The organism is Echinicola strongylocentroti, from assembly GCF_003260975.1.
Classification (GTDB): domain Bacteria; phylum Bacteroidota; class Bacteroidia; order Cytophagales; family Cyclobacteriaceae; genus Echinicola; species Echinicola strongylocentroti.
Map to the genome: position 1 here is coordinate 4,384,534 of NZ_CP030041.1, position 19,497 is coordinate 4,404,030.

The 19,497-nt window shown below is 45.1% G+C and carries 14 protein-coding genes and 1 riboswitch; of the genes, 10 read left to right on the top strand and 4 right to left on the bottom strand.

Annotated elements, in window-relative coordinates; genetic code table 11:
- Positions 1-461 precede the first annotated feature (461 nt).
- On the top strand, positions 462-2,015 hold the full coding sequence (locus DN752_RS17040) for a beta-N-acetylhexosaminidase (RefSeq protein ID WP_112785072.1): 1,554 nt from the start codon (positions 462-464) through the stop codon (positions 2,013-2,015).
- A gap of 145 nt (positions 2,016-2,160) precedes the next feature.
- On the opposite strand, the gene DN752_RS17045 is transcribed toward DN752_RS17040, so the two are convergent.
- Both DN752_RS17045 and DN752_RS17050 read right to left on the bottom strand, forming a co-directional pair.
- Positions 2,161-3,336 carry an O-succinylhomoserine sulfhydrylase gene (locus DN752_RS17045; RefSeq protein WP_112785073.1) on the bottom strand — a complete coding sequence of 392 codons (1,176 nt, stop codon included), beginning with the start codon at positions 3,334-3,336 and terminating at the stop codon, positions 2,161-2,163.
- Positions 3,337-3,475: 139 nt separating this feature from the next.
- Positions 3,476-3,584: riboswitch (SAM riboswitch) on the bottom strand.
- A gap of 81 nt (positions 3,585-3,665) precedes the next feature.
- Positions 3,666-4,340, bottom strand: a complete 675-nt coding sequence (locus tag DN752_RS17050; RefSeq protein WP_112785074.1) for a GDSL-type esterase/lipase family protein — start codon at positions 4,338-4,340, stop codon at positions 3,666-3,668.
- A 361-nt stretch (positions 4,341-4,701) separates the two neighbouring features.
- Here DN752_RS17050 and DN752_RS17055 point away from each other — a divergent pair, with 361 nt between their 5' ends.
- Entirely contained in the window at positions 4,702-5,868 is a 1,167-nt protein-coding gene (locus DN752_RS17055; protein ID WP_112785075.1) for a DUF4407 domain-containing protein, read from the top strand.
- A gap of 1,177 nt (positions 5,869-7,045) precedes the next feature.
- On the opposite strand, the gene DN752_RS17060 is transcribed toward DN752_RS17055, so the two are convergent.
- Complete coding sequence (locus tag DN752_RS17060) at positions 7,046-8,254, bottom strand: Gfo/Idh/MocA family protein (protein WP_112785076.1); 1,209 nt, start codon at positions 8,252-8,254, stop codon at positions 7,046-7,048.
- A 204-nt stretch (positions 8,255-8,458) separates the two neighbouring features.
- On the opposite strand from DN752_RS17060, the gene DN752_RS17065 reads away from it, so the two are divergent.
- Both DN752_RS17065 and DN752_RS17070 read left to right on the top strand, forming a co-directional pair.
- On the top strand, positions 8,459-9,040 hold the full coding sequence (locus tag DN752_RS17065; protein ID WP_112785077.1) for an acetyltransferase: 582 nt from the start codon (positions 8,459-8,461) through the stop codon (positions 9,038-9,040).
- 7 nt (positions 9,041-9,047) lie between these two features.
- On the top strand, positions 9,048-9,710 hold the full coding sequence (locus tag DN752_RS17070) for a Crp/Fnr family transcriptional regulator (protein ID WP_112785078.1): 663 nt from the start codon (positions 9,048-9,050) through the stop codon (positions 9,708-9,710).
- Between the two features lie 13 nt (positions 9,711-9,723).
- Here the strand turns inward: DN752_RS17070 and DN752_RS17075 are convergent, their stop codons facing one another.
- Positions 9,724-10,539, bottom strand: a complete 816-nt coding sequence (locus DN752_RS17075; protein ID WP_112785079.1) for a universal stress protein — start codon at positions 10,537-10,539, stop codon at positions 9,724-9,726.
- A gap of 150 nt (positions 10,540-10,689) precedes the next feature.
- On the opposite strand from DN752_RS17075, the gene DN752_RS17080 reads away from it, so the two are divergent.
- The 6 genes from DN752_RS17080 (at position 10,690) to metG (ending at position 18,882) form a co-directional block, all read left to right on the top strand.
- Positions 10,690-11,493, top strand: a complete 804-nt coding sequence (locus tag DN752_RS17080; protein WP_112785080.1) for a sulfite exporter TauE/SafE family protein — start codon at positions 10,690-10,692, stop codon at positions 11,491-11,493.
- A gap of 139 nt (positions 11,494-11,632) precedes the next feature.
- Positions 11,633-13,054: an MBL fold metallo-hydrolase gene (locus DN752_RS17085; protein WP_112785081.1), complete on the top strand. Its 1,422-nt coding sequence runs from the start codon at positions 11,633-11,635 to the stop codon at positions 13,052-13,054.
- Positions 13,055-13,066: 12 nt separating this feature from the next.
- Positions 13,067-13,648, top strand: coding sequence for a YeeE/YedE family protein (locus DN752_RS17090; RefSeq protein WP_112785082.1), 582 nt, complete (start codon positions 13,067-13,069; stop codon positions 13,646-13,648).
- Between the two features lie 73 nt (positions 13,649-13,721).
- Complete coding sequence (locus tag DN752_RS17095) at positions 13,722-14,159, top strand: DUF6691 family protein (RefSeq protein ID WP_112785083.1); 438 nt, start codon at positions 13,722-13,724, stop codon at positions 14,157-14,159.
- Between the two features lie 1,375 nt (positions 14,160-15,534).
- Entirely contained in the window at positions 15,535-16,716 is a 1,182-nt protein-coding gene (locus DN752_RS17100; RefSeq protein WP_112785084.1) for an MFS transporter, read from the top strand.
- A gap of 105 nt (positions 16,717-16,821) precedes the next feature.
- On the top strand, positions 16,822-18,882 hold the full coding sequence (metG, locus tag DN752_RS17105) for a methionine--tRNA ligase (protein WP_112785085.1): 2,061 nt from the start codon (positions 16,822-16,824) through the stop codon (positions 18,880-18,882).
- The last annotated feature ends 615 nt before the right edge of the window (positions 18,883-19,497 follow it).

Genomic DNA, 19,497 nt, shown 5'->3' on the forward strand with positions numbered 1-19,497 from the left:
ATATTGTCGGTTGAAAATTTTTTAATTGTTTTTTTAATTATACGCTTTCTTGCGAGTAGATTTTATTTCTCACGGAACGCACAGAACACCCAGAATGAAATAGGGCTTTTCTGAGATATCCGCGGTTTCTGTGAGCATCTATTTACTATTTCTGTGATTACTGGTGTCATTGCGGATATACATATTGTTTTTTAGCCTGTTCAATTTATCAAAAACTTTTTTCACTTCCAGCTAAAAAATAGTTTTTCGCTTCAAAAGGTCTTATTTTAGGATAAATGGCGCTGGTTTTTAGTGATTTTTAGCGGGTTAGTGGCTGTTTTTAGTGTTGCTAAATCGTTAAATTATCTTTAATCCAAGGGGTTTTATATGATAAAAAGTTTATGTAATCATGAATAATGTTTTAACAAAAAATTAATTAAGTTTAAGGATTGTAAAAGCGTAATTTAAAAAACATAGGTAAAATGGCTGTACACATAACAGGTAGGATTTCGGTGGTTTTATTGGCAGTGGCATTGCTTTTTTCATGTGGACAAGATCCTAAGATGTCCAGTGCTGCATTGATCCCATTGCCCGATAAGGTGAGTGAAGCTGAAGGGGCTTTTGAAATCGATAAATCTACTAAAATCCATGTACACCAAGATGCGGGTGACATGCGCGGCGTGGCTGATTTTCTGGCGGGATTTATCAATAATTCCACCGGATTTAATGTGCAGGTGGTCGAGAAGCTTCCCGAAACGGGAAATTATATTTCCTTGTCCCAATCAGGTAGTGGAGAAGCTTATAAGCTTGGTATTGATCATGATCGTGTCCAAATAGAAGCTGGGTCAGCAGCAGGTGCTTTTTGGGCAGTGCAGACGCTCCGTCAGCTATTGCCGGTAGAGATCGAAAAGCCAGGGACCTATGAAGGTGTGTCTTGGAAGGTACCTGCGGGGACGATAGAAGATGATCCAGAGTACGCTTACCGAGGGAGTATGCTGGATGTGGCCAGGCATTTTTTTGATGTCAATGATGTGAAGCGTTATATCGACCTGATGGCCATGTATAAGTTTAATCACCTGCATCTACACTTGGCAGATGATCAAGGTTGGCGGATTGAGATCAAATCCTGGCCGAAGCTCACCCAGATAGGTGGAAGTACAGAAGTAGGTGGGGGAGAAGGTGGTTTCTATACCCAAGAGGAATACAAGGAGATCGTTCGGTATGCGCAGGAGCGGTTCATTACCATCGTCCCGGAAATCGATATGCCAGGACATACCAATGCCGCCTTGGCTTCTTATCCTGAGTTGAACTGTAATGATGAGGCGCCGGAGCTTTACACAGGAATTGAGGTGGGATTTAGTACGCTCTGTACGGACAAGGAAGTGACCTATCAGTTTATAGACGATGTGGTGCGCGAGCTGGTAGAGATGACGCCTGGGTCCTATATCCACATCGGTGGTGATGAGTCACATGTGACGGCTTTGGAGGATTATATACCGTTTATAGAACAGGTACAAGATATTGTCAATTCTTATGATAAGCAGGTGATCGGCTGGGATGAGATTGCCCATGCAGCACTACGGCCAAGTACAACGGCCCAGTACTGGGCAAAAGCTGAAAATGCTAAAATGGCCGTAGAGCAGGGTGCCAAGGTGTTGATTTCTCCTGCTAGCAAAGCTTATTTGGACATGCAGTATGATTCTACTTCTAAGTTGGGATTGCATTGGGCGGCTTATATCGAATTGGACAGTGCTTATATGTGGGAGCCTACCGAATTGGTGGAGGGAGTAGGTAAGGAGGATATTCTGGGAGTGGAGGCCCCGCTATGGACAGAGACGATTGAGAAGATGGATGATATTGAGTACATGGTGTTCCCACGATTGCTCGGCATTGCTGAGGTGGCCTGGACTTCTCCTGATCAGCGGGATTGGGAAAGTTATAAGTCGCGACTGCGCAAGCATACGGCCAGACTGGAAGTGCTGAAAGTGGATTATTACAGGTCTCCATTATTGGAAGAGAAGGAAGAAGAAAAATAAAAGAGCGAAGGCCGGTTTGGGAAAACCGGCCTTCGCTCTTTATTGGATTTCGTCTCTGAAAAGACGGAATTGCTACGTCGTACCTTTTCACTGGGGTATTGATGAAATAGAAACAGTCTCACCAGTATTGACTGTTTACGATGAGCTATTTGGATTTTTCCAGTGCCCGCTCAATGTCCGCGATGATGTCATCATGGTGTTCCAGTCCGGCAGAAAGCCTAATTAGCCCTGGGAGAATGCCTACGCGTTGGCGTTCTTCTTCGGTAAGTTTGCTATGAGTGGTAGATGCTGGGTGTGTAATGATGCTTCTGGTATCCCCCAAGTTGGCCGTGACGGTGATCATCTGTAGCTCATCTATGAATCGCTGGGCTCTCTCTATGCCCCCTTGCAGCGTGAGCGTGACGATGCCCCCGCCGTGCTTCATTTGCTTTTTGGCAAGGTCATGCTGTGGATGGGATTTTAAGAAAGGGTATTTAACCAACTCAAGCTCTTTGTTGTCCTGAAAATAGGAGGCTACCGCCAATGCATTGGCACAGTGCCTTTCCATTCTGACCGCCAGCGTTTCCATGCTTCTGGAGAGGATCCAGGCATTGAAGGGAGAGATGGAGGGACCTGTGTGGCGGGAAAAGAACTGTACGTCTTTGATCAATTCCTGTTTGCCGAGGATCAGTCCTCCCAAGACGCGCCCTTGTCCGTCAATGTACTTGGTAGCGCTGTGTGCCACGATATCCGCACCCCATTTGGCCGGTTGCTGTAGATAAGGAGTGGCGAAGCAATTGTCCACCACTAAGATCAGGTTATGTGCTTTGGCAAACTTGCCAATCCACTCTAGGTCGATTACCTCTAGCCCAGGATTGGAAGGGGTCTCGATGAACAGCATTTTGGTGTTGGGCTTCACGAGTTTGTCCCAGTTTTCGATATCCGAAATGTCTCCGTAAGTAGAAGTAATCCCCCATTTGGGAAATACCCTTGTGAGGAGCTGGTGGGTAGAGCCAAACAATGAACGGGAAGCAAGTATATGGTCGCCTTGCTGTAAGAGAGAGGCGATGCTGCCAAACATTGCCGCCATTCCAGAGGCAGTGGCGATGCCGTCCTCGGTGCCTTCCAGTGCGCATACTTTTTCGATCAAGTCTGAGCTGTTGGGATTGGCGTAGCGGGAGTAGATATTGCCGGGGATCTCCTCGGCAAACATCTGACGGGCTTCTTCGGCGCTGTCAAAGGTAAAACTGGATGTCAGGTAAATGGGGGCAGAATGTTCCCGTTGATTGGATTTGGAAGAAGCGATCCTGATGGCTTCTGTTTCAAAGTGCTTATTTGACATGGTGTTTAGTATCTTTCAGTTGTATAAAATCAGTAATTAACCGTGAAAAATCAATAATTGCCCACGCATGGCATAGGCCAAGGAAGTCCGGTAGGGGATAAGGAAAAAGCGGTGAAAAGGTAAATTGGCCATAATGTCTAATTTATAGGTCCCGAATTTGTTTTGGGCAGGTATTGGCACCTTTTTGCTGTAGCAAATGGTTGCCAGAGGGTCGCAGAGCCTGGTCTCTCGCCTCTTCTGTATAAATCAGTTTCCTGAAGTCATGCAAAGTAACGGCAGGGCATTGGAAATTCCAAACAAATTTTCTTTTGTGTCAGACTCGTGCTGCCTTATGGGATGTGTGGATCAAGCATCTCTGCCCATCCATCGTAGCCCAATTCGGTCATATGGAGGCTGTCTGACAAGAAGATTTCTGGCTTGGGTTTTCCCCCTTCATTGAGGGCGATGTCCCAGACATTGACAAATTCCACTCCACTGGTCTTGTCAGCGTAGACTTCCAATAGGCGGTTTAATGACTCATAGTCTTCTTTGAGCTGCCAACGTGATGGGCTGGGTTTGGGGCTGATGAGGACTATTTCGGTGTTGGGAAGCTCTGCCTGTAGTTTCCCTACCAGTTTTTGCATGGTGGTCAGGATGGTGACGGGAGTCTTGCCGCTTGCCAAGTCATTATCGCCCTCGTAAATGAACACTTTATGAGGAGCGTAGCGGATGATCAGCTCATCCGCATAATGTAGCAATTCAAACGTCTGCGAACCGCCAAAGCCAGTATTGACTACCGTCACGTCAGGGAAATAACGGTTGATATCCTTCCACATTCTTACGCTGGAACTTCCCGTAAATAGGTAAACATCACCTGATGGTACGGGTGTATCGGTGACGATTTGATCTACTTCTTTTTGGAATTTCTCAGGCTTGTCCTGTGCTGATAGCGTTTGGGTAAAGGCTATCTGTAGCAGTATAAGTAGCAGGCCTTGGTTTCGGGTAAATGAAGATGGGATGGGCATTTGTTCAAGTGGTTTGTGAAAAGACTCTGGTCAATTATTCCGTCATGTAAATAACTAAAAATATTGGGAAAGGAGAAATATTGGGGCTGGAGAAAAACGAAAGAAGTGTCCTGCCGAATCTTCATTTCTGAACATATTTCCGTACACAAAAAGGACTTGTGCGATATTGGGCATGGTGATTTATAAAGGTGGCGATGGGTAGGGGAGACTTTTTCACACCTTAAAAGGGCTGATTGGTGGCATGGTAGGCTGTTTTCATCACATTCGTTATTGGGTGCGCTTTTCGATCCATAATTTCAGGGAATTGTTGCTCGCTTTTTGAGCTGAGGAACAGAAAGTAGCCCAATGAAATAGACCGTCAATGGAAAAAATGAAAGTATTCTTTTGGTTTTGTAGTGGAGCCAACATGGCCATTCTTAAAAAATGTCCTACCGAAACCAACAAATATATAGGCGTAGGAGGTACGGTGTTCTTTACAGGGATTCTGGCGGCATTATCAGCTGGATATGCCCTGTATACGGTGTTTGAAAATTGGTATTGGGGGCTGGTTTTTGGCTTGGTTTGGGGCGTGATGATTTTCAACTTGGACCGTTTTATCGTGTCAAGCATGAGGAAAAAGAAAAACTCCTGGGCCGAATGGAAGCTGGCCTTTCCTCGCCTATTGCTTGCGGTGTTTTTGGCTATGGTGATTTCCAAGCCGTTGGAGTTGAAGGTGTTTGAAAAGGAAATCAATCAAAAAGTGAGTGAGCAGAAGGTACTGGAAATGGAAGAGGCCAAGGGGAATTTGGACGCTGTCTATCCAGAGGTGGCTCGTCTGGAAGCAGAGAACCAGCAGCTTCGTGATGAGATGGCGGCTAAGGCGGCTTTTAGGGATCAGGTGCAAAAGGAATATGATGAGGAACGTTTTGGGGTGAAAACCCCAGGGACCACAGGTGTGGTAGGCTTGGGGAGCAATGCAGAAAAGAAAGAAGAGCAGCTAGATGCTGCCCAGCAGGATTTGGATCGAGTGCAGGAAAGGAATTGGGCCAAGATCGATAAAAACGAACAAGAGATGGCAGTAGTGATGACCAGAAGGGAGCGGGCCTTTGAGCGACAGCAGGCCTCGATTGATGAGTTTGATGGGTTGGCTGCCAGAATGCATGCCTTGTCGCAGTTGACTGGGGAGAGTCAAGCGGTCTATTGGGCCAATATTTTCATCATGTTGCTTTTTGTGGCGATGGAAACTGCTCCGGTAGTGGTCAAACTGATGGCTGGAAGAGGTCCTTATGACGAGATGCTGGATAAGTCCGAACGTGCGGTGAAGCTGTATACTGATGAGTGCAACTATAAAAGTCAGGCAGAAAGCACCCATCGGATCCGGGTGTTTGATGAGGTGATAGCTGCTGAGACAGTATCGCTCATTGAGAAAAAGCTCCATCGCAATGAGGTCTTGACCAAGGCAGAAATGAAACTTCTCGAAGAGCGGCTAAAAGATACCCATAGGTTTCAGGCGCAGCATGCGACTGGGAATAAGACGGCGGACCATTAATGGGCAGACGATAGTGGTGCGGGTCGTAGATTGTTTGGGAATTGTTAAAGAAAGGTTAATATGGTATTGGTTATCGGAAGGAGGATAGATTTAATCGTTTTAATAATGTGTATTAAGGTTTTATTGTATTTGGAAAGGAAAGGTGCTGGGCTTTAAATAAGGCACGGAACGAACGATAGAAGAAATTATTTTTGGTGTTTTATTGTATTCAAAAATATTTTTGCTAAGTTTAAAGAAGTTTTGGTTCTAAAAACGAGGATTAAGTTCCTTTTTTCCAAAATATATACGGCTGTTAGTCAGTTAAAATAAACCCATTCGAGGAATCTCTGCAAGGATTCCTCTTTTTTTTGTCTTTTTTTGAACCTGTTTTCTTTCAGTTTGCAGAAATATTGATTTTGTCGGTTGGTTTTTTAACCAATATTTTGTGTTTTTGCAAAATTGATTTTTGGACTGCTGCTTGTTTTGACGGTTTTTCGGTGTAAACGTCAGTTTTTAAGGGTATTAGGTTTTTTTTGAGGCCTGTTTTTAAATAATAGAACGAAATCCAGTATAAAAGCTTGCCATTGGTATGGTGTTAATTAATTGTTAAGCAGGTGTGGCGAGTTGGGGGATTTATAAACGATGGAGCAAGATGAGTGTAGCGGACCAGGGGAATGGCTTTTAACCCCATGAAGTTATTTAACCCGGATTATGCATTAGGAATCGTAGTGAGAGCTGAAATTGCAAGAAAATCAGTTAGTTTGGAGGCATTAGCGTAGCACCGCTACGGTTATGCCGAAAACTAAAGTGAAACGGCTGATTTTGAAGCAGTTTCAGGTCGCAACAGATAGGCTATTGCATATTCCGGGTTTAATTCAGGCAAAAAGAGTCAGACCGAGCAGATCTATCTACCCTCCAGGTAGAGTCGAGGTTCAACGTCTAGCCTTCGACTCCGCTCAGGCTGACACCTCTTTACTAATAGTTTAAAAGCGATTTCTCTGTGTGGCGGACAAGGTGGGGACATGGCAAAGGCATTTTGTATATTGAAGTAACCGCCTAAAGGGCTGACAGGTCGCGATACCTGTGCGTGGCGTAGAGAGTCCAATGCATGTTCCTGCCAAAAACACAAAAGCCATACGCTTAGACGAATGGCTTTTGACATTATGAGGTTACGTACGGTGTAGTGACCGTGCGCGGTTTATCCGTAATTATATGCTGGCTTCCAGCTTTCGATGGTTTTGTTGAACAGGGAATGGTTGGCCAAGTGAATGCAGGTAGCGGTGGTGGCACCACTGATGACATTGGAGGCTGGGTATTCTTTGCTTTGGATGGATTTATAGAAATCGTTGAAAGCATACCATGTGCCGTCTTTGGTCTTTTCTTCCAAGATAGGGATTCCTTTGCCATCCTTCCAAGAGAGCTTGGTGGCACCAGAGACACCATCGACAACTTGCAATTCCTCCATTTTGTCTTTTTCAGGATAGAAATACCCTTCGTTCATCAGTAAGTCTACGGTTCCTTCTGTTCCTTTAATGGAAAATGAATATCCCTCTCTGGCATTGCTACAGGTGGCTCCAAAATTCCCGATCATTCCTTCTTTTTCATATCTCAGGAGCAGTTGGACGTTGTCATAGGTTTCTCTACCATCGTGGTAATTATCTATTCCGCCAGTTCCGATAATGGTGTCAGGGTGTGTTTCGAATGCCCAGTTGATAAAATCAATTTGGTGGGACAATAGTTCTGCAGGCAGTCCACCTGAATATTCCCTGTACATTCTCCAATTGATGATTCTTTCTAGTGATGGATCTGAGACAGGTCTTTTCCAGTTCCAGTTTCTGTCCCATCGAGAATCTATTTGTGTGATTTTCCCTAAGTACCCCGACTGGATCATGTCTTTTACCTTATAATATAGAGGTGTGTACCGGTATTGGTGACCGACTTGCAGGGTGAGTGTAGGGTTGTTTTTTACCAGTTCGACCAGCTCCATAGCCTCGGGGATGTTATAGGTCATCGTTTTTTCGAGGTATACATGTTTTCCTGCTTCCATGGCTGCTTTGGCCGGGGCAAAGTGCATGTTGAGCGGAGTGGCGATGGCAACAGCTTCTATGGAGCCATTGTCCAATAGATCTTGATAGTTTTTATAGGATTTGGCTTTTAGCTCTGGGAAAGCTTTGCTGGTTTGGTCAAGTCGGAAGTCCATATTGTCACAGAAAGCGACGATCTCAAATTGCTCAGGCATGCTTGACATGACATGCATGAGTCCTTTTCCCCTGTCTCCACAGCCTATGACGCCTATTTTAATAGGACCTTTATCGGTGTTGGTTCGAAAAGCGTTTGCGAATTGGTAAGGGAGGATGGATCCGCCTAAAACTACACCACCGGTTTTCATAAAGTCCCTTCTGTTCATGATTGCATTTGTTAATTATTTGAACGATTATATTTCTTGGCAAAGTCTAAATATATAAGATTAATGGTTGAAAGAAAAATGATTAACTTTTTAGTGGGAGCATTGTCGGGTTGTTTGGTAGATTTAATGTGTGTTAGGTGAACGGTAATGAAAACTGTAATTCTTCCTATATTTAGCCCTTATACTAATTTAAAACCAACTACCATGTACTTGTATGGAGCATCCGGTCACGCCAAAGTGGTGATCTCAAATTTGGAAAGCCAAGGAGAAATGATCCATGGTTTGTATGACGATGACCCTTCTGTCAAGGAATGTTTGAATTATCCAGTGTTTCGGTGGGGGAGTATTTTGCGCACCAGCATATATGTCATCGTGAGCATTGGGGATAATTCCATTCGGCATCAAATTGTAGAAAAGTTACGTAAAGAAGTGCTTTTTGGCAAGGCGATCCACCGATGGGCGATGGTCAGCAGCCATGCAGAAATCGCTGCGGGCACTGTGGTGATGGCAGGGGCTGTCGTCCAACCTGGAGTAAGGGTCGGGGAGCATGTGATTGTCAATACATCTGCGTCTATAGACCATGATTGCTGGATAGGTGATTTTGCTCATATTGGTCCCCAAGCGGTTCTTTGTGGAGATGTGAAGATAGGAAAGGGTGCTTTGATCGGTGCAGGGAGTACGTTGGTGCCCGGAGTTCGTGTGGGTGCGGGCTGTGTAATTGGTGCAGGAAGTACCGTGTTACGGAATGTGGCTGACGGCGAGAAAGTATGGGGAACAGTAAAGTGAAACGAGTATGAAAGAAAATAGGATCCGGACATCGGTGCCTACGATTACGGACGAACGCTTGTTAGATGAAATGGATCAGCAGGGAGCACTGGTGGAGATTGCCGCAGGGGAAGCGATCATGGAGCCAGGGAAATTTATAAAGACCGTGCCGATCGTGTTGGAGGGCGCTATTAAGGTTTTGAGGTTGGACGAAGAGGGAAAGGAGCTTTTCTTGTACTACCTGTATCCCGGTGAGACATGTGCCTTGTCACTGACCTGTTGCGAGGCAGGGAAGGCCAGTGAAGTGAAAGCAATAGTGGAAGAAGATACCAAGATGCTCATGGTTCCTGTCCAGTATCACGAGCAGTGGTATGAGCAGTATAAACAATGGAAGGATTTTGTCATGGCAACGTACCAAAAGCGGTTTCAGGAAATGCTGAAAGTGCTGGATTCTGTGGCCTTTCTTAAAATGGATCAGCGATTGGCGCGGTACTTAGTGGCCAGGATGAAGAAAAACGGTACAACTGACCTTTCCATTACCCATCAGGAAATAGCCAATGAACTGGGGACTTCCCGGGAGGTGATCTCCAGGCTCCTCAAGCAATTGGAGAAGAAAAAATGGATTGAATTGGGACGAAACAGGATCTTTGTACGGGGTGATTTTGAGGAACTGGCAGAAGTGGGAAGGTGATGTTGGTCAGTAACTATGGTTTTTTGGATTTGAGCACCAAAAGGGGGATGCTGGTGTGGAGGGCCATTGCTGCACAGTGACTTGTCCTGAAGAGGTAGTCAAAGAATCCTTGGTGCCTTGAAAACATGGTCAGGAGTGTTCTTGGATGGTTTTCAGCGTACTGCTGCAGTCCTTCGCTGACGTGGTCGGCATTTAAGGTGTCAAAGGTGATGGATAGCTCTGGGAACCGGTCTTTTAAATACATCGACAATTCCGAAAAGGGTATTTCGGGAAGTGGGTCATTGTCCTTTTTGATATGGATGATTTGGTAAGGGAGCTTGTAATGACGGGTGAGTGCAATTAGCTGGCCCAAAAAGACGATGTCTTCCCTGTTTAGCTCCATGGCCAGGGAAATATTGTCTACTGCCATAAAGGTTGCATTAGCAGGAACGGTAAGTACGGGAACCCTGCTCAATCGGATGACCTCAGAAGTGGTAGAACCAAATATATTTGTAGGGAAGTCACTTTTGCCTTGGCTGCCCAGAACGATTAAGTCATAAGCCCCTTTTTCTGACTCTGCGCAAATCGCCGAAGAGGGTGTTTTTTGCTCAATCAGGTAGTTAGTTTCAATGCCTTCTTTTTTACAAGTCTTTTTCAAGGACTTCAATACCTTTGTGGCTTGCTGTTCTATTGTGGTAATGTATTCGGCTGTTTGAGCAGCAAAGTCGTAGACAGGGGAGTAAGCAAACAGCAGCGTAATCGAACTGTTATGAGCTTTGGCCAAATACAGTGCAAAATCCAATGCGTTTTGTGCATTTTTAGAAAGATCGGTACCTACTAATAGTTTCATCCTTGGTCATAAATGCCTATAATAATAAAGATAACAACATTGGAGGATATTCTCAATAAGAACGGGGCTGATATAATGTAACAAAAGTCACTGAATAAGCGGAATGGATAAGGTAGCTTTGTACGAGTTTGAGCAAAGAGAAACAATCGCATGGAAGTAAATTCACTAATTGGGTTTGGAGGGGCAGTGTTGATAGGCGTCAGTCTTGGGATGATCGGTGGGGGAGGATCTATTTTGACCGTGCCCATTTTGGTCTACCTTTTGGGGATAGAGCCGGTATTGGCCACTGCCTATTCGCTTTTTGTAGTGGGAAGCACCTCTTTGGTGGGGGCTGGAAGCTACTTGAAGCGAGGAAAGGTGTCTTATCGAATTGCGCTGGTTTTTGCCATTCCTTCTTTTTTGGCGATTTTTCTCATGCGCAAATTTGTGGTCCATGCCCTGCCTGAGGTTTTATTTACAATGGGTGGTGTTACCATTTCAAAAGACCTGGCGATCATGGTGTTCTTTGCTGCTATTATGTTAGTAGCGGCATATTCTATGATAAAAAATGGTGCCAAGCTAAAACCGGAGAGCAAGGCCAAAACACTTAATTATCCACTCATCGCAGTGCAGGGAGTGGTGGAAGGAAGTATTACGGGGATCGTAGGAGCGGGAGGAGGCTTTTTGATCATTCCGGCTTTGGTGCTGATCGCTAAGCTGCCCATGCGAGTGGCGGTCGGTACTTCCTTGTTGATTATTGGGATTAAGTCTCTTTTGGGGTTTACAGGAGACCTTGTCTCTCAAGATATCGATTGGTTTTTTCTTTTGATCTTTACAGGGCTGAGTATTGTAGGGATTTTTATTGGCGGGAAGCTTTCCCGTAAGGTGAACGAGGCAGCGCTGAAAAAAGCCTTTGGGTGGTTTGTGCTGCTGATGGGAGCCTATATTCTGATCAGGGAAATCTTTATCGGGTAGTGGGGCCTTATGTGATAGATGTCACTGAGAAAATGATTTGTCCGCCTTAAATTAGTAGTATTATTTACCAAACGGAACCAGCACGTGTTCCTTTGGCATTTATATAGAAATCAACCGCAAATATAACTAGAAGATAAAAATGAAAATTGAACAAATCTATACGGGATGTTTGGCGCAAGGGGCTTATTATATAGAGTCCAAGGGAGAAGCTGCCATCATCGATCCACTTCGGGAAGTGGAGCCCTATGTCGAAAAAGCCAAACGGAACGATGCTGCGATCAAGTATGTCTTTGAGACGCACTTTCACGCTGATTTTGTATCAGGACATAAGGATTTGGCGGAGAAAACAGGTGCCAGTATTGTCTTTGGTCCCACTGAAGCCAAATTGGGTTTTGATGCGATCATTGCTGAAGATGAACAAGAATTTAAAATTGGGGATGTCACCATTAAAGTCCTGCATACACCGGGGCATACCATGGAAAGCTCATGTTACCTGTTAAGTGATGAAACAGGAACCCCAAAAGCGATATTTACTGGTGATACCTTATTTATTGGGGATGTAGGAAGGCCAGATTTGGCGCAGAAAGTATCCGAAGACCTGACTCAAGAAAAACAAGCCGGGCATTTATACGACTCTTTGAGGAATAAAATATTGCCCCTCCCCGATGATTTGGTGGTATACCCTGCACATGGGGCAGGAAGTGCCTGTGGCAAAAACATGAGCAAGGAAACTTCCGATACCTTGGGAAACCAGAAGAAAACCAATTATGCCCTTCAGGAAATGACGAAAGAGGAATTTATCAAAAAGCTGATAGAAGGGCTAACGCCGCCTCCAGCATATTTTCCGCAAAACGTCAAAATGAATATTCAGGGTTATGATAGTATCGACGAAGTGCTAGAGCGGGGCGTCAAGGCCCTTTCTCCAGTGGAGTTTGAGGCAGTAGCCAATGATACAGGAGCCGTGTTGCTGGATACCAGAAGTCCTCAGGTATTTGCCCAGGGATTTATTCCCAATGCTGTAAATATTGGCATAGATGGGAGCTTTGCCGTTTGGGTGGGGACAATGATCCCAGACGTGAAACAGAAAATCTTGGTCATTGCAGAAGAAGGACGGGAAGAAGAGGTGATCACGCGATTGGCCAGGGTAGGCTATGACTTTGCCTTGGGGTATCTGAAAGGTGGTTTTGAAGCTTGGAAAGCGGCTGGAAATGAAGTGGATACCATCACTTCCCTCCCTCCCGAGGAAGTAGCTAAGGTCACTACGGACAATCCTAATGCAGTTATTTTGGATGTCCGCAAGCAAAGTGAATATGATAGCGAGCATGTCAAAGGGGCAGAACACGCTCCCTTGGATTATATCAACGAACATATGGGGCAAGTGGATAAGGACAAAACCTACTTCGTGCACTGTGCAGGAGGATACCGTTCCATGATTTTCGCTTCGACCATGCGTGCAAGAGGCTATGATAACTTAGTGGATATATCAGGTGGATTCAAGGCCATCAAAGAATCGGAAGAGTTTGACTTGACTGATTTTGTTTGTCCCACCACTAAATTATAATCGGCAACTATTATGGAGAATTTTATAGAATGGATCAGTCAGCCTTGGCCCTGGTATGTAGCAGGGCCTTTGCTCGGGCTGACGGTACCCATATTGCTCTTGATTGGCAATAGGTCATTTGGCGTGTCATCATCATTGCGGCATGTCTGTGCCGCTTGTGTGCCAGCTAAAATCCCCTTCTTTTCTTACGATTGGAAGGCGGAAGCTTGGAATTTGTTGTTTGTGGCGGGTATCGTACTTGGCGGAGTGGTAGCCGCATCGGTTCTGTCCAATCCTGCGGAGGTCATCGTTGCCGAAAGTACGCAGCAGGATTTAAGGGCCTTGGGGATTGCCCAATTCGAAAACCTCTTGCCATCCGAGATATTTACTTGGGAGAATCTATTTACGATGAAAGGATTGATCTTCTTTGTCTTTGGGGGATTCATGGTAGGTTTTGGTACTCGGTATGCGGGCGGCTGTACTTCCGGTCACGCCATAATGGGGATCAGTAACCTCCAGTGGCCTTCAGTGGTGGCCACTGTCTTCTTTATGCTTGGTGGATTTGCGATGACCCATTTGTTTTTACCCTTTCTGATGCGGTTGGCAGGTTTTTAGGATATAATTGACCTAAGTGACCTTCGCTTGTTGCTGGTAGAAAAAAAAGAACACGAATTAAGAAACTATCTATATGAATACTATAAAATCAGAAAAGGGTTTGGCCCTGTTGAAATACCTCCTTGTGGGAATGTTTTTTGGGGTGGTACTGGTGAAGGCTGAGGTGATTTCCTGGTTCAGGATCCAAGAAATGTTCAGGCTCCAATCTTTCCATATGTATGGTGTGATAGGAGCTGCAATTGCCGTGGGCATGCTTTCCATATTCCTTATCAAGAAATTTAACATTAAGACCGTCTCAGGTGAAAAGGTGGTCATCAAGGACAAGGAGTTTAGAAAAGGCCAGGTGATTGGCGGATTTATATTTGGGTTGGGATGGGCTGTTACCGGTGCCTGTCCTGGGCCGATTTTTGCCCAAATAGGCATTGGCTATACCGTGGTCATCGTGACCTTTATCAGTGCGCTTTTAGGCACTTGGGTGTATGGTAGATTGGCTGATAAACTCCCCAATTGATACATGTTTGTTTTTTGCCAGTTGCTCCAGTTGTTCCAGTTGTTCCGAGAGCTGTGCTTCGGGACCATTTTGCTGTTCGGGATTTGTAATCCCGAAATGAAATAAAGGGGATTTAAAATCCCCGTATGCCCTATGTGAATAGCATAGACATAGATGAGAGTAGAGAATTTAGCACCTTACATATGTTGGTCTGACGGCAATGGTTGTTCCGGCAGCTGTGCCGTTGGACCACGAGGTTTGAGTTTTTAACTCCATACCACCTATTGGATGGCTCCTGCCACGGAATAACGCCTAATCTTCACATTAGGTCTTTACTTTTGGCCTATGAACCTCATGCCGTAGGTATGAGAGCTTGGTAACAGCCAGAGCCATCGGTCCTCTGTAATGTGCCGTAGGTACATCACATTTGGTCAATTAAACTTTTTAAAGGTTAGGTGATATACTTGCTTCGTCCCTGTCCAGTACCTACGGCACTGTTAGTATGCTTTATCTACTTTCTGTTACCAAGCTAATGCTCCTAGTGGAGCATCCCTACTGACGCCGTTGCCCACTAATAAACACGAAATCGGATATACACTATCTAAACGGTATAGATGCCTTTGCAGGGCAAACGCGTTTAGTGTTATGAAGGGAAACACTTTTCGTGTAGGCATAGCGATCATCCGTGCCGCTGGCACTTCTTCGGGAGGTTGAGGAGAGCTTAAGTTCCTGCGGATGAATCCGCAGGTTACAAAATTTATCGTGCCGCTGGCACTTTGCCCCGATTTGAACATTGGAAACCGCAGTAGCCTAGGGTCAAGTCAGCACTTAAATGACGGGTAAGGCGGTAGTGGATTTTGGACGAGATCAAGGCGCAAAAAAACGCCCCTAGCCGTATCTAAGGAAGTCTTTTTGCAACGTAGAGATAGGCCAAAAGACATACCGGATTACACGTAGGTTTAGGTTTGGCTTGACACTAGATTGCCGAATGGCGGGATAGGCTGAAAGAATAATTAGTTGATTTGGATCGAACAAGCCGTCGCAGCTATCTGCTCATGTATAGTGGTTGGCTTGGTTGAGGTTAAACCCAGAAGAGGCGTTAGCAACTGAGCGTCCTGCCTAATCCGCCTATATGGCCAAGTTTTATTTGAAGACTTTTTTATATACCGTTCGGATGATGAAGATGGCGATGAGGACGGTGCCTCCAGCGATTACAAATTCCATTTTGAAGTGTTTTTGTACGTTAAGGTAGTTTTAAAATTACATGAATCGGAGTGAATGTGGAAAAAAACATCTCTGTTGCAATCGATTGTGTTGTTTTTAGTTTGAAAATCAGGGTTTTTAATGCTGAAAAAGTCCTTTACTTTGTGTTATCAAACCTATTGACAGAGAACCTATGAATTTACTAAGAAAACGGCGTATTGCGTTGAGCGGACTTTTCTTTCTTGCTGGTTTAAGCTTCGCCTCTTGGGCGTCAAGAATTCCTGATTTCCAGCAGTTGTTTGACCTTAGCGAAGGGCAATTGGGGACATTGCTGCTGGGCATGCCGCTTGGTTCCTTGATAGCCTTGCCACTGGCGGGCTGGGCAGTGGACAAATATGGCAGCCGTAAAGTGATCGTGACCGGGAGTTTACTGTATGCGTTGTCCTTGTTGAGTATAGGCTATACGGGTTCGGTTATTCAGCTGGGCGTGGCAGTGGTGTTTTTTGGGATGATGGGAAATATCATGAACATATCCTTAAACACCCAAGCACTGCTGGTAGAAGATGGGTACAACCGAAGTATTTTGGCCTCATTTCACGGTTTGTGGAGTTTGGCAGGATTTGCTGGAGCTGGCATCGGCGCCCTGATGATCAAACTCGATTGGGCACCGATCAATCATTACTGGGTGGTGACGGGCATTATGCTGCTGATATTGGTATCAAGTTTCAATTTACTTTTCAAAGAAGAAAAAAGAGCTGGCGCTGGCGGCTTAATGCTCAAAAAGCCCGATGCCTTATTGCTGAGGATAGGCTTGGTGGGTTTTTTCGGAATGATGTGTGAGGGATGCATGTTTGACTGGAGCGGGGTGTACTTGAAGAAAGTAGTCGTGGCAAGTCCTGATTTGGTGCCATTGGGCTATGTGACCTTTATGGCCGCCATGGCCTCCGGCAGGTTTTTCTCTGATACCTTGGCCAATAAATGGAGTAAAATAGTAATGTTGAGGATTTCTGGCACCTTGATATGCCTAGGGCTATTGATAGCGGTGATATATCCTACATTTTGGACGGCTGTTGTAGGTTTTTTATTGGTGGGTTTCGGGACAGCTTCTGTTATTCCACTTTCATACAGTATTGCTGGGAGATCCAAAATGTATTCACCGAGTATCTCCCTGGCACTGGTGTCCACGATTTCGTTTTTTGGATTTTTGCTCGGTCCTCCGATGATCGGTTTTATTGCGGAATTATTCGACCTCCAAGTGTCCTTTGCTGTGATTGCCTTGATGGGAATGTGCATTACGCTTTTGGTCAGTATAAAAACCCAACTATTTGAAAGTTATAAAGTTCCTGCCAATAAAAAAGTGGTGACAGGAAAGTGATATTCGTGTAAGGTCATGAGCTACTTGGAGGCTTTTAGAGAAAGGTGGAAATCACCTTGGTAATTATTCCTCTAGAAAAATCAATTTTCCCTATCTTTGCAGCCTATGAGCAAAAGAGACTTTAAAAGATATACCGTTACTTCAGCGTTGCCTTATGCGAATGGACCGCTCCATATAGGCCATTTGGCAGGATGTTATATTCCATCAGATATTTATGTACGCTACTTGCGATCGCTTGGCAAGGACGTGGTGTACATTGGTGGTTCTGACGAGCATGGTGTTGCCATTACCATAAAGGCCAAAAAAGAAGGTGTCAGCGCTCAGGAAATCGTGGACCGCTATCATGGCATCATGAAGGCCAGTTTCGAAGAATTCGGGATTAGCTTTGATCATTATAGCCGTACCAGTTCGCCGGTGCACCATGAGACTGCCTCTGAGTTTTTTAAGGACTTGTATGATAAAGGTGAGTTTCTAGAGCAGACTACTGAGCAATATTACGACGAGGAGGCCGGCCAGTTTTTGGCAGATCGCTACATCGAAGGAACTTGTCCAAAATGCGGTCATGAAGGTGCCTATGGGGACCAATGCGAAAAGTGCGGCTCATCACTAAGCCCCACCGAGCTGATCAATCCTAAATCCAAACTCAGTGGCAATTCACCGGTTCTTAAAGAAACCAAGCATTGGTTTTTGGATCTGGGAAAATATGCTGGTTTTCTGAGAAAGTGGATATTGGAAGAGCACCAAGAGGACTGGAAAAATAATGTACTGGGGCAATGTCGGTCTTGGCTCGAGACAGGCGATGGCCTTCAGGCGAGGTCGATGACCAGGGATATGGACTGGGGCGTACCCGTGCCAGTAGAAGGAGCAGAAGGGAAAGTGTTGTATGTGTGGTTTGATGCTCCGATAGGCTATATCTCCTCTACCAAAGAGTGGGCTGCCGAAAAGGGCGTCGACTGGGAGCCTTATTGGAAAGATGAGGATACGAAACTGGTGCATTTCATAGGGAAAGATAATATTGTGTTTCACTGTATCATTTTTCCGGCCATTCTAAAAACCCACGGAGAATATATCCTTCCAGATAATGTGCCAGCCAATGAGTTTTTGAACTTGGAAGGAGAGAAGATTTCAACTTCTCGAAACTGGGCCGTGTGGCTGCATGAGTACTTGAAGGAATTTCCTGGCAAGCAAGATGTGCTTCGGTATGTGCTGACTGCCAATGCGCCTGAAGCTAAAGACAATGACTTTACCTGGAAAGATTTTCAGGGAAGAAACAATTCCGAATTGGTGGCCATTTATGGCAATTTTGTCAATAGGGCCGTAGTGCTTACGCAAAAGTATTTTGACGGAGTCATTCCCCCGCGGGGAGCGTTGTCTCCGTATGATAAAGAAGTGCTTGCAGCACTGGAAGGTTATCCTGATAAAATAGCGGCTTCTATCGAAAAATTCAGGTTTAGGGAGGCGCTTGGGCTAGTAATGGATTTTGCACGCTTGGGCAATAAATACCTGGCAGATACAGAGCCTTGGAAGAGCATCAAACAGGATAAAGACCGAACAGGTACGGTGCTAAACATCGCATTGAACATTGCGGCGAATCTTGGGGTGGTGTCCGAGCCTTTTCTTCCATTTACTGCCAAAAAACTTGCTGACATGCTGGGTACTGGTGAAGTAGACTGGTCCAAGGCAGGTGATGGAAAAATCCTCCAAGGAGGAGAGACCATAGGAAAAGCCGCCTTGCTGTTTGAGAAAGTGGAAGACAGTGTGGTAGAAGAGCAGGTGAACAAGCTACTGGAGACCAAAAAGGAAAACGAAGCAGCAAACGCTCCAGCAGAGCCGGTGAAGGATACCATAGCCTTTGATGACTTTACCAAAATGGACCTGAGGGTCGTTACTGTACTGGAAGTAGAGAAGATGAAGAAATCTAAAAAACTGCTGAAGCTAGTAGTGGATACCGGTCTTGGCAAGCGAACGGTTCTTAGCGGAATTTCAGAACACTTCAAGCCAGAGGATTTGATCGGGAAGCAAGTGACGATGTTGATTAACTTGGCTCCTCGTAAGATGATGGGAATCGACTCAGAGGGAATGATCTTGATGGCAGAAGACAAAGATGGCTCACTTCGTCTGATGATGCCAAGTAGTCCTGCTGCTCCGGGATCTCCGATCAACTGATAGGTGTTAGGTTTAACACAATAGATATATCCGTAATGACATCAGCACTCACAGAGATAGTAAATAGTTTCTCACAGAAACTACGGAACTCTCAGAAAAGCCTTTTTTCATTCGGGGTGTTCTGTGCGTTCCGTGAGAAATAAAATCTACTGGCAAGAAAGTATATAATAAAGTAATAAAATTATGGAGTCCGCTTTTCATCGAGAAGCAGACTTTTTTTTGTCCAAAATTGAATGAAAATCTGAGTCCGATTTGTTTTTAGTATTAAAAATGTCCTTTAACCCGGATTATGCGTTAGGAATCGTAGTGAGAGCTGAAATTGCAAGAAAATCAGTTAGTTTGGAGGCATTAGCGTAGCACCGCTACGGTTATGCCGAAAACTAAAGTGAAACGGCTGATTTTGAAGCAGTTTAAGGTCGCAACAGATAGGCTAATGCATATTCCGGGTTTAAGAGATTGCGTTCCTCCATTGTCGCTGGGTTCGCAATCCAAATATGTCGATTTTATGATCAAACTCAGGTCAGTAGGCAAGGACAGGGATGCTCCGCTAGGAGCAATAGCTTGGTAACAGTAGGTGGATAAAGCATCCCTACAGTGCCGTAGGAACTGAACAGG